Source organism: Paenibacillus sp. J31R120, from assembly GCF_056269225.1.
The window spans coordinates 421,139-436,944 of the sequence record NZ_JBWDNN010000005.1; the positions used below are offsets into that span (position 1 = coordinate 421,139).

General features: G+C 52.7%; 10 protein-coding genes. 1 reads left to right on the forward strand and 9 read right to left on the reverse strand.

Annotated elements, in window-relative coordinates:
• Nucleotides 1–48: 48 nt before the first annotated feature.
• Complete coding sequence (locus AC0YNW_RS20265) at nucleotides 49–1,188, forward strand: YfbR-like 5'-deoxynucleotidase (protein ID WP_475833490.1); 1,140 nt, start codon at nucleotides 49–51, stop codon at nucleotides 1,186–1,188.
• A 666-nt stretch (nucleotides 1,189–1,854) separates the two neighbouring features.
• On the opposite strand, the gene AC0YNW_RS20270 is transcribed toward AC0YNW_RS20265, so the two are convergent.
• From AC0YNW_RS20270 to AC0YNW_RS20310, 9 genes are all read right to left on the reverse strand, one after another.
• The gene (locus tag AC0YNW_RS20270; protein ID WP_475833491.1) at nucleotides 1,855–3,465 is read right to left on the reverse strand and encodes a glycoside hydrolase family 3 protein; all 1,611 of its coding nucleotides are present in this window, start codon (nucleotides 3,463–3,465) and stop codon (nucleotides 1,855–1,857) included.
• A 33-nt stretch (nucleotides 3,466–3,498) separates the two neighbouring features.
• A complete protein-coding gene (locus tag AC0YNW_RS20275) occupies nucleotides 3,499–5,145 on the reverse strand; it encodes a response regulator transcription factor (protein ID WP_387475480.1) in 1,647 nt (548 codons plus the stop codon).
• Entirely contained in the window at nucleotides 5,142–6,953 is a 1,812-nt protein-coding gene (locus tag AC0YNW_RS20280) for a cache domain-containing sensor histidine kinase (protein WP_475833492.1), read from the reverse strand. Before AC0YNW_RS20280 ends, AC0YNW_RS20275 begins: the two co-directional genes overlap by 4 nt.
• A 14-nt stretch (nucleotides 6,954–6,967) precedes the next feature.
• Nucleotides 6,968–8,332 carry an extracellular solute-binding protein gene (locus tag AC0YNW_RS20285; RefSeq protein WP_475833493.1) on the reverse strand — a complete coding sequence of 455 codons (1,365 nt, stop codon included), beginning with the start codon at nucleotides 8,330–8,332 and terminating at the stop codon, nucleotides 6,968–6,970.
• A 116-nt stretch (nucleotides 8,333–8,448) separates the two neighbouring features.
• Nucleotides 8,449–8,640: a hypothetical protein gene (locus tag AC0YNW_RS20290; protein WP_475833494.1), complete on the reverse strand. Its 192-nt coding sequence runs from the start codon at nucleotides 8,638–8,640 to the stop codon at nucleotides 8,449–8,451.
• Nucleotides 8,641–8,649: 9 nt separating this feature from the next.
• On the reverse strand, nucleotides 8,650–11,529 hold the full coding sequence (locus AC0YNW_RS20295) for a DEAD/DEAH box helicase (RefSeq protein WP_475833495.1): 2,880 nt from the start codon (nucleotides 11,527–11,529) through the stop codon (nucleotides 8,650–8,652).
• Entirely contained in the window at nucleotides 11,526–13,115 is a 1,590-nt protein-coding gene (locus tag AC0YNW_RS20300) for an SWIM zinc finger family protein (RefSeq protein WP_475833496.1), read from the reverse strand. Before AC0YNW_RS20300 ends, AC0YNW_RS20295 begins: the two co-directional genes overlap by 4 nt.
• 123 nt (nucleotides 13,116–13,238) lie before the next feature.
• The gene (locus tag AC0YNW_RS20305) at nucleotides 13,239–14,987 is read right to left on the reverse strand and encodes a sensor histidine kinase (protein ID WP_475833497.1); all 1,749 of its coding nucleotides are present in this window, start codon (nucleotides 14,985–14,987) and stop codon (nucleotides 13,239–13,241) included.
• 24 nt (nucleotides 14,988–15,011) lie between these two features.
• Nucleotides 15,012–15,680, reverse strand: coding sequence for a tetratricopeptide repeat protein (locus tag AC0YNW_RS20310; RefSeq protein ID WP_475833498.1), 669 nt, complete (start codon nucleotides 15,678–15,680; stop codon nucleotides 15,012–15,014).
• Nucleotides 15,681–15,806: the final 126 nt, after the last annotated feature.

Here is a 15,806-nt window from a genome sequence, read left to right on the forward strand (position 1 = left end):
CAGTATGGGGTTCATACACTTCAAATGATGAATAACGAGGGGTGCGCCATGAACAATAGCCGTTTCGTCAGCGCCATAATTGGCATGCAATATGTATCCAGATGGAAGGAGTTTTCTCCACGCTACAAGGACAATGCCGCCAGCCATAGCTTCCGCTGCGCATCTATCGCTGTGCTTGTCGGCATCGCCGAGGAGCAGCTCTTCGGCCATTCCGTCAACAAGCTGCAGCTGGTCGCCAGAGCGCTGCTGCATGATCTCAATGAGACGGTTACCGGCTCGATCAAATACGTCACCAAAAAAGACAAGCATGTCGCCGGACACATCCTGACGCTAGAGGGCGAAGTGAGCAAGGATATCGTCTCCCGGCTGTCCAAGTCGCTTCAGCCCCGCTTCTACGACTACATCGTAGACGCCGAAGATGATACCTATATCGGGCAACTGGTGCGCGGCATCGATACATTCGACGCGATGCTCTTCTGCAAGCGGGAGTATGAACGCGACTCCAGCACTCTGTTCAAAGAAAAGTACGAGGAGCTGCGAGGGGAGCTGCTGCACTCCCCCTGCCAATCGATTCCGTGGCTGCTAGAGCAATCGGAGCAGGATGAAGGCATCCGGCAGTTCCTACACCATATTCTGAACCTCGATCTGATCGAGCGCTGGGGCGGCAGCTTCAACCTTGTTCCCGACAATGACGCGACACATTCGTTCCGCGTTGCAGCCATGTCGTTGTTCAACGGATTGCTTGAAGCAGAGCGGTTCGGCCGCAAGGATATTGATCTATACCGACTGCTCGGCAAGTCGCTGCTGCATGATGTCGTAGAAGGTGTCAGCGGCGATGTGGCCTCTCCAATCAAGAAATCATCGCCAGCTATTCGCCAGGCATTCGAACAATATGAGCGGGAGGTCGCGAAGGAGATGGTGGGGCAGCTCCCTGCCTTCCTCCACCAAGAGCTGACGGACTTCCTCGTCGATGCGAAGGACGACACCTACGAGGGAGAGCTCGTGGACATTGCAGACAAGATCGACGCACTGATCAAGAGCAATCTGGAGATGCGCAATAATCCCCATTATGGCGACAAGTATTATCAGCAGCTCATTCATATCCAGCATCATTACGAGAATCCATGCGTTATCTTTTTCCTCGCGTATATCTTGCATGATTTGACCTATGATCATTTTGTCCGGTAAGAGAGGACCTATAGAGAAAAAAGGAGCTATCTTATTGAAGCAGGTAGTTCGAAGACAGCTTACTTTGATGAATGAACCGGCGAAAATAAGAGATGGCGGTGCCAGGGTTTTATCCCTGCACCGCCATCTTTAGCTTTTGGTTTATCTTACATTTCAAGAGGAGCTATCTAGCAATTAATCTAGACAACTCCTCCCTTTTGTTGCGATTAGCGGTGTGTCACACAACTTCTTCGCTTTTTGGGGTGATTCCATACATTTAACGTTGTTTGCAACGCTATTTACGTGATGGCACACTTTTCACGTGATTAGTTGTGTGTCACACAACTATTTCGCTTTTTGGGGTGATTCCATGCATTTAGCGTTGCTCTGCAACGCTATTTACGTGATTCCGCCCTTTTGTCGCGATTAGCAGTGTGTGGCACAACTATTTCGCTTTTCGAGGTAATTTCATGCATTTAACGTTGCTCTGTAACGCTATTTACGTGACCCCACCCTTTTGTCGCGATTAGCGGTGTGTGACAACTATTTCGCTTTTTGGGGTGATTCCATACATTTAACGTTGTTTGCAACGCTATTTGCGTGATTCCGCCCTGTTATCGCGATTAGTGGTGTGTGACACAACTATTTCGCTATTTTTAGGACAGTCCTTCTTGTATTAATAATGTATTATTGCTGAGCGCTCCAGCCGAACGGATAAGCTGGCGAAATTTCCAGTGGCAATGTGCCTGCTGCCTTCAGATCGCCAAGCAGCACCTTCGCTGCGGAAGACAATGCCAGCGGTCTGCACTCGTATACTGCCAGGTAGCTCTTCACTTCCGGATACAGCAGCAAGTCAAGCGGATTGCGCACCGATACCGCAACAACGCGGTCGCCGGCCAATTTGACCGCTTCACGGGCAACATCCTTCTCCAGCGGATGCTTCGATGCATCGTAGGTGACAACAACGATTTGCTCGAATTCATCCAAGCCTTGCAGCGCGTCTTCGCTGTTCATCTTGCGCTCTACCACATTAGCGCCGTAATGCTTCAGGAAGTCGCCCAGCGTACCGTCGCCAGACAACATCTCGTCGGCTACCGATACCGGCACGATATCCGGCCACAGCACCAGCGTCTGCACATCGCGCTTCAGCGGAAGCGATGCGCCTTCGTTCTTCACCAGCGTAACGGAAGCTTCGCTCCACTTGGCAGCAACAGCCTTGTTCGACGTTGTGCCGATGGCATCCTTCACGTTATCCCACGGCTCGATCGGCTGCTCCAGCTGGCGCTTCTCTTTCAGCTTCAGCACGCGAGCAACGGCTTCGTCGATACGCTCGATGGAGAGCTCTCCGCTCTCGACAGCCGCAGCCACCGCTTCCAATGCTGCAACCTGCTTCTCGATACGGTGGGAGACCAGAACCATGTCAGCACCCGCTTTGATCGCTTTCACAGCGCCTTGTGCCGGACCGTAGAACTCGTCGATTGCACTCATCTCCAGACAGTCGGTTACGACTACGCCGTCATAGCCCAGCTCCTTGCGAAGCAGGCCTGTCAGCACGTTCTCCGACAGCGTCGAAGGCACGCCGCTCGGCTCCAGAGCCGGCAAGCATACATGCGCGGTCATGATGCAGTCTGTGCCCGCTTCAATCGCCGCCTGGAATGGCAGCAGCTCGATCGCGTCCAGACGCTCGCGGCTATGCGGCAATACTGGCAACGCATGGTGAGAATCGACAGAAGTGTCGCCATGACCAGGGAAATGCTTTACCGTAGCAGCTACGCCTGCGGCTTGATAACCTTGCACTGCGGCAACGCCTAGTCTGGAGACAACGTCCGAACGGTCGCTGTACGATCTAACATTAATAACCGGATTGTCCGGATTGTTGTTCACGTCGATACAAGGGGCATAGTTCATCGTAATGCCAAGCAGTCTGAGCTCTTCGCCACAGATACGAGCAGTCTCTTCTGCCGCTTCCGATTGACCTGTAGCGCCAAGCGCCATATTACCTGGCATAAGCGTTACTCCGTCGACCAGACGGGCTACCATGCCGCCTTCTTGGTCAATTGCGATAAAGATCGGCGGTTTGCCTGCGTCCTTCGCAATCTTTTGCAGCTTCACAGACAAGCCATGTACTTGCTGCGCGCTCTCAACGTTGCGCGTGAAGTAGATCGTGCCGCCGATGCCGTAAGACTCGATCAGACCTTTAATTTCTTCCGTAGGCTCGAATCCGTTAAAGCCGAATACGAACAGCTGCCCGATCTTTTGTTTCAGGTCCCAGTTTTTCCAATCCTCATAAAGTGCCATTCCATTCACCCTCCTACAATTTCCATCCGTTTTTTAACTGCTTTCTTCCTCAGCTTCCGCCTCGAATTCCTTTCCCTGCGACTGAAATTTACTCCGGTAATCGGTCGGATTGTCTCCGGTATACTTCATGAACACTTTGGTGAAGTACCGGCGCTCCGCATAGCCGACCTCCTTCGCAATTTGTGCGACGCTCTTCTGGGATTCGGCAAGCAAGCTCTTGGCGCGCTCCATACGTTGTCTGGTCACATATTCAATGAAAGTCTCCCCGTAGGTCTGCTTGAACAGCAGGCTAAAGTAAGACGTACTTAGACCAACATGAGTAGCGGCTTCTTCTACGCTGATATCCCGGTACAGGTTTCGGTCCAAAAAGATTTTGGCTTCCGACATGGAGTTTTCGGACTGCTTCTTCTTATCCATAGAGCGCTCGGATACCGCGCTTGTTACCTGCTGGATGAAAGTAAGCAGATCCTTAATTCCGAACCGAAGATCCAGCCTGCGCCAGAGCAGCTCTTCCTGCTCGCGGGTGAAGACGGCCATCTCTTTCATTTCCCTCATCAAATGAAGGACAAAAAAATGAAGCAACGGCTTGACTCTGGAGCTGTTGCTCTCATTCAAGAGCTGAAGCTGCTGCGAGATGTTCTCTGTCTCCGCGCCGACCGACGCAACATCGCCCCGCTTCACGGCGCTGATCAGCTTCTCGGCGGTTACCCAGAATGCCTGGTCGGCTCCTGCGGAGCGTTCCTGCTCTAATGGATAATACGTAATCGTATTGGTGGCAGGCGTAAGCTGCATCCCCATCTGGACGAGCTTGAATGCATCCGACAGCTCCTCAACTCGCACAAACTGCCGGTAGATGCCTGCGTTAAGCGACAGCTTGATATGATTGCGCACCGCGGTGAGCAGCATCTCCGCCCATACACGAATGACCGCCATATCGAATGCCATCGACTTATCGGTCTCAATCAACACGCACCATTCGCCGTCCCTCGTCTGAATGACGGCATGATGAAGCCCATTGCTCTGCAGCTTCTCCCGCAGCACATTGCACACGGCAAAGTTCCACAGCTTGCGCTCCTTATCAGACCAGTCGCGCCAGTCCTTCGTTTTCTCGGAGCTGACGTCCAGGTCGAGCACAATCATCACAAATTGCTGCAATCGAAGCTGCTGCTCATCGCCGGAGAATAGCCAGTGGCTGCCCGAGAAGTCGGTATAGTCCATTATAATATCATATAAAATCTTCTCGCTGGCAAGGTCTATCATGCGGCCAATCTTCTGCTGCTCCTCAAAAAGCTGCTTTTGCTTGTTCCGTTGATTAGACATAACGCGTGCGATTACGCCGGTTAATTCATCATACGGGATCGGCTTCAGCACATAATCATTCACGCCATACTGGATTGCAGCCCGCGTGTAAGCGAAGTCCTGATAACCGGACAGCATAATGATGTCGCATGGAATCTCGCGTTCACGGATTTGCCGCACAAGCTCGAGGCCGTCCATAACAGGCATCCGAATGTCGCATAGAAGCAGATTGATGGACTCTTGCTCCATCAGCTGCAGCGCCTCAACGCCATTCTTCGCTACGCCCGCCACGGTCAGGCCAAGCATCTCCCATGGTATGACTTTCTCCAAATTTCTTGTAATATGCGCTTCGTCATCGACTAGGAGCACTTTGCCTATCATAGTCCCTCACCTCTGCTCTTGGGAATAATAATCCGGATCGTCGTGCCGTAACCTTCGGAGCTGCAAATCATCATGCCATAGCCAGCGCCGTAATGAATGCGCAGCCGATCCGCGACATTGCGGATGCCCAATCCTCTGCGCTCGCCCATCTCCGCTTCGTCATGCGACTTGCGCGAAGGGCTGTAGCCGTCTAACAGCTTATAGAGCACATCATGATTCATGCCGATGCCATTGTCGCTGACTATGATGACCAGATGCTGCGGCTCCACCGTTACATCAATCGAGATAAGCCCCTGCCCGTCCTCGTATCCGTCGAATCCATGCTGAATGCTGTTCTCGACAAGCGGCTGCAGCGTCAGCTTCAGAATCGTATATTCGAAGGCTTCCTCCGGTACGTCAAGCTCATAAGAGAACAGCTCCTCGAACCGGTATTTCTGAATTTCCAGATAACTGCGGACATGCTCTACCTCTTGCTTGATGCCGATTTCCTCCGAATGATGCATGCTTGTCCGCAGCAGATTGCTCAGCCGCCGGACCATCAGCATAATTTTGCCGCCTTCATTCTGCGCGGCCAGCGCGTTGATCGATTCCAGTGTATTGAACAGGAAGTGCGGCTTGATCTGCGCCTGCATCAGCATCATCTCCGCATGCTGCTTGCGCTCCTGCTCTCTTCTAACCTCACTGAGCAAATCGCCGATCCGCTCTACCATGCTGTTGAAGCTGTTCGCCAGCAGCACCGTCTCGTCCTTGCCTTGCGCGGAGACGCGAATATCCAGCAAGCCTTGCTCGACGAGTCTCATTTTGCGGACAACCTTAATAATGGATTTGGCGACCCGGTTCACGAAAAACACGTTGAACAATACTGCCGACAGAAGCCCGATGACGGTAATCATGCCAATCCACTGCACGAACCGGACATTCTCATTCGTCAGAGAATTCCATGGCTGAACCGATAGCAGAACCCACCCATTCCGATCGAGCTGATAGGAGGACACCAGACTGTCTACGCCGTCGAACTTCATCCGTGAGCTCTCGTACGTCTCGGTCAGTTGCGGCATAGAGTTCGTATAATTGTCGATGCTGTGCCCGTCATAACGATTATTGCTGTCCAGCATGACAAGCCCGCGGCTATTCAGGATGAAGTAGCGTGCTCCGGGCGAATCGGCATCCGGATTCTGGAACGCCTTCAGCATGCTGATGACTTCCTCCGTCTTAAACTGCGTAACCATAATGCCCAGATCATTGAACGATTCCAGATCTTTGACAACTCTCATCATCGTGAAGAGCGGAGGATTGACCCCGGTCAAGTCGCGCTGCTCATGGGGACCGATCCAGAGCGGCTTGCCCCCTAAGCGAATTACGTCGTCGTAGAGCGAATGCCGCTGCAGCTCGCTGAAGGATATCGGCTTGAACGTCATGGGATCATTGCGGTAGGAGCGGAACATCATCCCGTTCTTCGCATAGAGCACAACGTAGCTGACGGCCGGATGCTGGAACAGAATCCGGCTCATCTCCTTCTCTGCCTGAGTGAAGCGAATAAGCGTGCTGGGATCATCCATCGGAAGCTCGCTCAGCCTCAGCGGATCCTGCACTTCGGAGCTGATCACGTTGCCGTTGGACAACTGGTCCAGCTCCCGGAAGAAGTACAATATATTGCCCCCGATCGCCTTCAGGGTTATCTCGGATTGCTCGCTGTATTTCTTCTCCAGCAGCGACTCCGAATTTACGAAAGAAAAGATGCCAAGACCGATCATCGGAATAATGATGAGCGATATAAAGGCAAGCATCAGCTTTGGTCTAAGATTCATCTAAGCTTTGCCCCCTATTTGCTTTCCCACGCCGGGGGAGTGCCGAGTCCGGCCGACTTCACTTGCGCGGCATTCGCCTTTTCTTGGGCGGCTTGAATATTGGCGGCCACTTCCATAGGGGTGCTAAGCCCGCCAAGAAGCTCTTGCAGCCGGATACCGATTTCGGCGGTTACGACAGGCTGCACGATCGCGTCGAACGCCGGCCACGAGCTGGAGGCGTTGTTCATGACGGTCAGCACTTCATTCATCAAAGGATCGATATCGGAAAGGTCGGATATTTTCATCGAAGGCAGCAGCTTGTCTTCCTTCAATGCCCGTTTCTGCACCTCTTCGTTGAAGAAGTTGGCGATAAATTTTTTGACGATCTCCATCTGATCCTTCGACAGTGTCGACGAAAAACCGAACCCATTGGAATAAGAAGCATTGATGGAATGTTGATCGCCCAGTCCCTCCGGAATCTCAGGGAAAGAGAAGAAGCCTAGCTGTCCCTGCAATCCTCCAGCATCCTGGCTCGTGAATTGGATGGCATCCCATGTGCCTGTGAAGACCATGGCCGCCTGACCCTTCAGCAGCTGCGAGCCTTGCGCCGGCGTCAGAAGTCCAAGCGCGCCTCGTGTGAAGTAGTCCTTGTTCACGATTTCAGCATAAGCTTCGAAGCCTTTCACGAACTGCGGGTCCGTCCATTTGGTCTCGCCCGTAACCAGCTTGTTGAACGCGTCGATGCCAACGTACCTCTCCATGATGGTATTCCACATCATGCCGGTCATCCAGGCGTCCTTGGCAGCCAGACCGAACGGCACATAGCCCGCTTCTTTGATCGTCTCCGCCGTCTCCATCAGCTCATCCCACGTTTTCGGAATGTCCAGATGCAGGCTGTTGAATATTTTTTTATTGTAGAACAGCCCTTCGCTATAGCCGCCATAAGGCACGCCGTATACCTTGCCGTCTATGGTGAATTCATCAAGGCTCTGGAACTTGTCCATCAGATCCAGCTCCTTCAGAATCGGCGTCAAATCCAGCATCCGGTTCGCCTTAACATACAGATTCAGATCAGCGCCGCCGAACACCTCGAAGATATCGGGCGGATTGCCGGCAGCCATCTCCTGCTTCAGCTTCGTATCGCGATTGACGATTTCCTCGATGCCCTCCATCTTGAAGGTAACGCCCTTATTCTCTGCCATCGTCTTGGCAACGACATCCTCCAGCAATCTGAGGCGGGTCTTGCTCGTCTCCTTAATCTGCGTATGCCGCAGCGACAGCGTCACTTCTCGGTAAGCGTCTTCCTGATCATGGGAATCCTTGGGCTTGTTCACGCCGCAGGATGCAGCGTTCGTCATGAATGCAAGAAGAACAGCAATTAGAATATAGCTTTTCTTCAACGTAGGAAATCCTCCTCGCAGAGATACATGTTCCCTGATCGTACTTCTATTATAGCCTTACTCGCAAAGCAGGAACGAGGCTAAAAAATACGACAATAAGGGATATAATTCTATTGTTACCGACGAAGTCCTTCCATGATCTCCCTAACCCGAGCATAGAATGCCCGCCAATGCTCATTCGCATGGACGGGCCCCGGATCGGCGGGCTGCAGGGAGTCACCATGGCTCCCGGCCGAATCACCTTGATCCGCTCTCTTGCCCTCCAGATTAAGACGATTGATGCGATCCTGCAATCCTTCTCCTGCCATTAGACGCTATCATCCTTTCAGCCAGCCCTCGCGAAGTGCGAATAGCTCTCTCAGCTCATCCGTGCTGAGCTCAGTAATCCAGTTCTCCGAACCGCTTACGACCTGTTCACTCAGCGATTGCTTGCTATCGATCATCTCGTCAATCTTCTCTTCCAGCGTGCCGAGCGTAATGAATTTATGTACTTGCACCTGCTTGGTCTGCCCGATACGGAATGCACGGTCCGTCGCCTGATTCTCGACTGCCGGATTCCACCAGCGGTCGAAGTGGAATACATGATTGGCCGCCGTCAAGTTCAGCCCTGTCCCGCCGGCTTTGAGCGATAGCACAAATGCGCAGCGCGGCTCGTCTTCCGATTGGAATGCGGTGATCATTTCATCCCGCTTCGCTTTCGGCACGCCTCCGTGCAGATAAGGAACGGGAACGCCAAGCCCATCTTCCAGCATGCTCTTGATGCGCTCGCCCATCTCGACGTATTGGGTGAATATCAAGCAGCGCTCCCCTTCAGCCGCGATTTCCTCGCACATCTCCAGCAGACGAGCCATCTTGCCTGAACGCTCGATTTCCCAAGCGGTGCCGCCCGTCTCCTTAAGCAGGAGCGAGGGGTGATCGCATAACTGCTTCAGCTTGGTGAGACTGGATAAGATCAGACCGCGGCGCTGCATGGCATCCAGCTTATCCAGCTTCTCCATCAGGTCAGATACGATATTTTCATACATTGTCCCCTGTTCGGTCGTCAACGTCATATAGCTCTTCGATTCAATCTTATCCGGCAGATCCAGCTGAATAAGCGGGTCTTTTTTGACGCGCCGGAGCATGAACGGCTTCACCCACCGCTGCAAGCCTTCAATCATCTCTTTGTCTCTGGACCGCTCGATTGGCGCGACTACCGCCCTGCGGAAATCATGCAGACTGCCGAGATAACCCGGATTGACGAAGTCGTAGATCGACCAGAGCTCGGTGAGGCGATTCTCCATCGGCGTGCCTGTCAACGCAATCCTGTGGCGGGATTCCAGCCTTCTGATCGCTCCCGACTGCTTCGTGTAGACATTTTTGATGTTCTGCGCTTCATCCAGACATAGTGCGTTCCAATGCACGCGCGCCAGCTCCTCCTCGTCCAGCTGCGCCAGTGAGTAAGAGGTTATGACGAGATCCGCATCGCGCACGGACTCCTCCAGTTCCTCTCCCTTGGGGCGCTTGCTTCCATAGTGGAGCACCATTCGCAGACTGGGAGCGAACCGGGCGATTTCCTTCTCCCAGTTGCCTATAACGGAGGTAGGACAGATGAGGAGCGACGGACCGTTGGCCCCATCCTCGCGCTCCTTCACCGTCGCCAAATAAGCCATGAACTGAATCGTCTTGCCAAGACCCATATCGTCAGCCAATATGCCGCCAAAGCCGAACCTGCGCAGGAATAGCAGCCACGATACGCCCTGCTGCTGATACGGACGCAGCTCCCCCCTGAACCAGGTCGGAGGATCGGCCACAGGCAGCTTATTCACATGCTGAAGCTGTTCCAGCCATTCTGCCAAATGCTCGTTCAGCTCCACCTCGGCCCGCAGATCATGCGAATCCTCGTCTCCGATATCAAGGTCCGCGCCTCCGCGCAAATGCATCTCCAGCACATCGCGGAAGGTCAATCCGTTGCGCTTGCCGACACGCTTCATCCACTGGCGAATTTCCGCGACATCTTGCGGGTCCAGATGCACCCACTCATTGCCTACCTGGAACAGCCGCTTATTCTCTTCCGCCATGCGGAGAAATTCGCCTTCTGTCAATTGAACGTCGCCAAGCGCCAGCTTCCAGTCAAATTGTACGATCTGGTCCAGTCCGAACAATGATTGGGTGGAAGAACCGACAGAAGACTTCATCTTGGCCTTCAGCCTGAGCTTTCTGGAACGTACCGCTTCCCACCATGCAGGCAGAAGTACGGGTATGCCCGCTTCCAGCAGCGCGATGCTGTCATGCTCCAGGAACGTCCATGCCTCTTGCTCAGTAAGCGTCTTCCTGATCTCTCCGGCCTTCTCTTCCAGATGAGCCAGGACGCCTGCCCACTTTACTTCCTCCTTCTCCAGCTTCGCAGCCAGAAAGGGCTTCCACTCCTCCGGCAGTTCGGGAGCTGTCCGGTTACCCGGGGCATCGGATTCAAGCGGCAGCCATTCTCCGCCATCGCGATTCTGCAGCGCAGGGGTAAACCGCCAGCTTCTTCCTTCCGCCGGCTCCGCCAACTGCAGCGCCACGCGGAATGGAAGCATATCCTTCTGGTAGCCGATCGCAACAAGCCATTCCGACTCGTCGGCACCCTTGCGTCTCAAGACGCCTTCGCCCGCAGTTGCTGCAATGGAACGCCAGAGCGCACCGGCTTCCTGATCGCCCTCTAGAATCTCTTCCAACGCTTCGCCAAGCCATCGATGAATCTCGACATCACCGAACCCGGCTGCTTGCTGAAGCGACTGCTCCCACAGCTCTCTGAGCTCGATGCGCTCATCGGGTATGGCTACAGACCATGCTCTGTGCTCCTCCGACCAATTATTCCAGTCCGGCTCATACCAGCCGTTCAGCAGCGCTTCTCTGACTATATTTGCGATTTGCATAATAACGGTCATTCGCGGGGACCAGGAGATACGCAGCAAACGAACGGGCGCAGGCGCAGACAAATAATCGATAGCCAAGAGAGGGGAAAGCTTCAGATACAGCTGAGCGCCGATGCGGTGTTCCTCGATCTTAGCCCCGTACCACGATGCCTTGTGCCACCCGAATAAGAGCGTTCTCTGCTTCCCTTCGGGTATATCCTTCCGTTCCATGCCCGTCAAGAAAATCCCGCTCTCGCCTCGCTCTCCGTTCCACAAACCGTCAATTGTCCATTCTCTCGAGCTGGTCATCGTTCTCATGTGATGATCTTTCCTTTCCACAGCTCTTCCTGCAACGCCCGCAGCCGTTGATTTTTTGTAACCAGCTCTGTCAGGTAGGCGTCCCACTTCGCCGTTTCCTTGATCGATTTGTACAGCTTCTCCAGCTTCTTGAGCTGCTTGACTGCGAGCCGGTAGCCTTGCCTGTTCCGAGAAGCGATCGCGCTGTCTACAGATTGATGATAGAGCGGCAGAAGCACATGCGGCGCCGCCTTCGCAACCTCTCTCATGGCAGCCGCGTCTATCTCCTCAGCCTTCACGCCAAGGAACATTTGCAGATCCGTCCAATCCTCATACCGCTGCAAGCTCAGCCAATGCTCCGACAGCTCCGAATACGAATAGGGAAGCAGATCCGTCATATAGCCGTTCCATTCCGGAAGCTCCGGACGATCCTCGTCCGCCCGGCGGCATAGCGCCATGAAAGGACCGATGTTGCGGGCGTTGCGATTCTGGTATACACGCTCATTGAGGAAGCTCATCCAGCGCTCGACCAAGTCCCATTGTCCCGCTTCCATCCGCTGGGCGACACAAGGATAGATCAGCTTCTGAATGCGCTCAAAAGCTCCTTGAGCAAAATAATGAATCGATTGCTCATCCTCGCCTCTCAAGAAATACAGCATGCCGACAGCGGCATGCAGGAACGAATCATTGCGTTCGCTTGGGGATGGCATGCCTAGCTCTGACAACAACGAATCCAGCTCCCGCTTATGCCAGGCCAGATCGGCTGATAACTTCTCGCAGAAGGCCAAATACATATGCCCCCACTCGAACAACTGGCGATCCGTCATGAGCGCCCGTGCTTTCATGCGCCCTATCAGCTCGTCGCACCACGCTTGTTCTGCATCACTCATCGATGCAGGCTGCAGCTCTCCCGAAAGTGTATGTAGATGCTCGATCCACGGCTCTGCCATTCTCAGGAACGACATCTCATGATAATACCGGCTGAAGCTGTCTACGGTATTGATGGCGCGCTCTGCCTGCTCCAGCACGAACAGAATGGCCGTCGACCAGTGCAGTCGCCTGCGTGATGGTTCCCAATCCTTAGACAATCCCTTCAATCCGGAGAGGACAGGCTGCAGCGCATGGAGCGAGTGACGGCATTTTTTCCATGTGTCCCCGTATTCAGCCTCCATCCAGGCATACCATTCCATCGCCGTTCCATATTCGCCTGGATGACTGTACGAATCTTCCTGAAGCTGGTCGGGGTTGCCCCGCTTAGCCAGTACGCTTGCCGGAACCAATCCAAGCAAGCGGAAATAAGACTGCTCCGCAGCCGAATCGCCTCCAAGGGCTTCTGCGCAATATTGAAAATACACAGCAACCATATGCTTGCAATAACCATTAAATGGACAAGTACACGTACTGTAGCCAAAATGCTCCGCATCCATAACGACAGCATAAAGATCGCTACCCCGTACAATTCCTGTAAGCGTGTCGTGAACGGTTTCCTTTGCGTTCTGGACATGTCCGTCCTTATAGTAACTCCAGCCCCGCTTGATTATTGTGCCGGATACATGGTTGCCAAGCTGCTGCTCGAAGGCAGCGTGCAGCTTCTCATCGAGGCGCATAGGAGTTCTTCACCCGCTTTCTTTCCCGTACAATGCATTCTTACCATTATAACAGAAAAAACGCCATGGCGACGAATGTGTTCCGCCCTATGACGCTTATTCCAAGTACCGTGTGTCCATCTGTTATAACGGCAAACGAACGATTATGGTGAGCTGGTCATGCCCTTCGGCGACAACCGTGGCCTCCCCTTTGTACCGTTCTACAATTCCTTTTACAATGGCCAGTCCCAGCCCCTGGTGCTGATTTTGTTTGGTGGAATAACCCGCCTCGAACAATGGTTTTGCGGCTTGCACCTGGGCTTGATGACAGACGTTCGTCACCATAAATTCAAGCGAATGCTCCGTTTGGTTTCCTACCAGCAGAACATTCCTTTCATCCTCGTCATACTTCAGCACCTCATCAAACGCATTGTCGATCAGATTGCCCAGGATTCGGTTAATGTCTAGCGTCTTGCCGCCCATCCCTTGCAGCCTGAGGCCGTTGAACCGGCATTGGAAGTGGATTCTGTGTCCCTCCGCCTGCGAGATTTTGGAACGGATAAGAGCCGCAATTGCTGGATTGCCGATATTGATAATATCGTTCATGACCTTAATTTCACCGGTCAGCTCTTTCGTATACGCCACTAATTCCTTATGCTTGTTCAGCTCGGCCAGCGAATGAATGGTTTGCACATGATTGATGAAATCATGCCGCTGTGCGCGTATGGAGTGGAACAGGCTGTTAATCTCTTCAGCGTACGTCTCCTGCGTGACAGCAACCGCTTTATCCCGGGATTGCTTGGCATATCTCATGGCAATGATGGCAATAATCAGGCTTGCCAATGTCAATAGCGTAATAATAAGTCCCAGATTCAAAAACTGCTTGTTCAGCTTTTCCTGAATAATGCCATAATCCGAAATGATCGTAAGAACATAGTTATTAAGCGGATTGCCCAGCTCATCCACGACGCTCCTGTCACTGTCGCTTATGGATACGGGAATAAACATTTTAAAAATTTGGCGTCCATCCACCTTGTCCATATCCGTCACGATTGTATTGGAATGATGCGCCTGCTGGACAGACAACACATCGCCGCCGGATTTTATCCCGTATTTGCCGAACAGGAGCGAACGCTGAACGATATGCTCCTTCGTATCGCCTTCCTTATCCGTGGATTGAATGCCCTCCGGGAAAGTTCGAGGATTGAACACCGCAATCTCCAGAAGCGATTCATCCTTGTCCACCAAATCCATCAGCAGCCGCTCCACACCGGCGATCTGCATATAGGTTTCCTGGCTGCTCTTGAAGTCGACGTAAGGATCGATCATATAGTTCGTCGTCCCGTCGTAATAGTAGCCCCACTTGTAAATTTTCTCCTTATCCGTTGAGGAGGTTTCGAACGGACCGCTCCAAAAATTCGTCATTTTCTGGCCCAGCCAATTGCTCGACAATTCTTCCCGTTCGAACAGCTGCTGGAAAATCTCATGCCATGGCTTCCACTGCTTTGTGCTTGTTCCCGGCTGCGTAGGGTCAGAAGATTGATACAGTACAATGTCGTCTTCGGTTCGCTTAAGCAAACTGATATGAGCGATATCGAGCTTCTCGCTTAGCTCCTCAAGCTGGTCGCTTGTCACTTTCTCGATATCCGGATCAAGCGCATATTGTGCAGCTATGGAAGCCGTCCTTAGCTCTCTGCCGATTTGTTCTTCATAGAACTCCGCGCCTTTGCGTGTTTGTTCCACAGATAGCTCGATTTGCTTCGCGAGCCGGAGCATCTCTTGCTTATGGCCGTCTTCCAGCGTTTTTTTCGTCAAGAAGTAATAGACCGTATTGTTTATCAGGATCAACGCGGCGATCACGCTGATTGCCATAAGCCATACATTGCGCTGCATCTGTCCACTCTTGCCCCTTTATGATCATTTTTTGAGCAGCAATCGAACCGCCCACTTGCGCTCCGATCGCTTCCTGTATCGCGGCAAGGCTTTATACAAGCGAAGTCCATCCTGAGCAGCCAGCTTGGAATCCTGGGTCCGGCCCATTTCCTTATAGATCGTCGCCAGTTTGTCGTACGCTTCGCATGAAGATGAATGAATGCTCTGAAAGTCTACCAGATCCTTTAAGGCTTGTTCCGGATTATGCTTCATCCGCGAAGCCGCCAGCCGTAAATAAGGTGCTCCGTACTTAACCTTCGGGTTGATCTTCAACGCTTGTTCGGTATAGGCTTCACCCTTCTCTATGTCTCCTTGATTCAGATAAGAATGTCCCAAGTCATCCCAGTATTCAGCCGATTCCGCCAGCGTTCCTTGAAGCGGCTCAAGCACCGTGGCTGCCTCCCTGAACTTCTTGCTCTCGATAAGCAAGCGTGCCAGCTCATGCTTGGAGGAGACATCGCTTGGGGACGAGGCAATATGCTGCCTCAGCTTGGAGATGCGGCTTCTCCGCTTGAATGGCTTCCACAGGCTTGGCGTAAGGCCAACGAATCTGCGATCCAGCGCATACAGAATAAGGAGCAGTACAATCACTGCTATTATCGGATTTCCCAATAGCCAGCTTAGCCAAAGGAATAGAAATGTAAATTTAATCATGCCATCCTCCACAATACCCAATATTTATGAAATGGTATATAGTCCAATCATATCACAAACGAAGTTCCGATGAGTCCTATGATATGAATTTCTCCCCTTAAACTCCGCATAAAAAAAGCACCCCCT

Coding starts and splice junctions, on each gene's coding strand:
- AC0YNW_RS20265 (WP_475833490.1), top strand. CDS start 49: ATGAACAATAGCCGTTTCGTCAGCGCCATAATTGGCATGCAATATGTA.
- AC0YNW_RS20270 (WP_475833491.1), bottom strand. CDS start 3,465: ATGGCACTTTATGAGGATTGGAAAAACTGGGACCTGAAACAAAAGATC.
- AC0YNW_RS20275 (WP_387475480.1), bottom strand. CDS start 5,145: ATGATAGGCAAAGTGCTCCTAGTCGATGACGAAGCGCATATTACAAGA.
- AC0YNW_RS20280 (WP_475833492.1), bottom strand. CDS start 6,953: ATGAATCTTAGACCAAAGCTGATGCTTGCCTTTATATCGCTCATCATT.
- AC0YNW_RS20290 (WP_475833494.1), bottom strand. CDS start 8,640: ATGGCAGGAGAAGGATTGCAGGATCGCATCAATCGTCTTAATCTGGAG.
- AC0YNW_RS20295 (WP_475833495.1), bottom strand. CDS start 11,529: ATGAGAACGATGACCAGCTCGAGAGAATGGACAATTGACGGTTTGTGG.
- AC0YNW_RS20300 (WP_475833496.1), bottom strand. CDS start 13,115: ATGCGCCTCGATGAGAAGCTGCACGCTGCCTTCGAGCAGCAGCTTGGC.
- AC0YNW_RS20305 (WP_475833497.1), bottom strand. CDS start 14,987: ATGCAGCGCAATGTATGGCTTATGGCAATCAGCGTGATCGCCGCGTTG.
- AC0YNW_RS20310 (WP_475833498.1), bottom strand. CDS start 15,680: ATGATTAAATTTACATTTCTATTCCTTTGGCTAAGCTGGCTATTGGGA.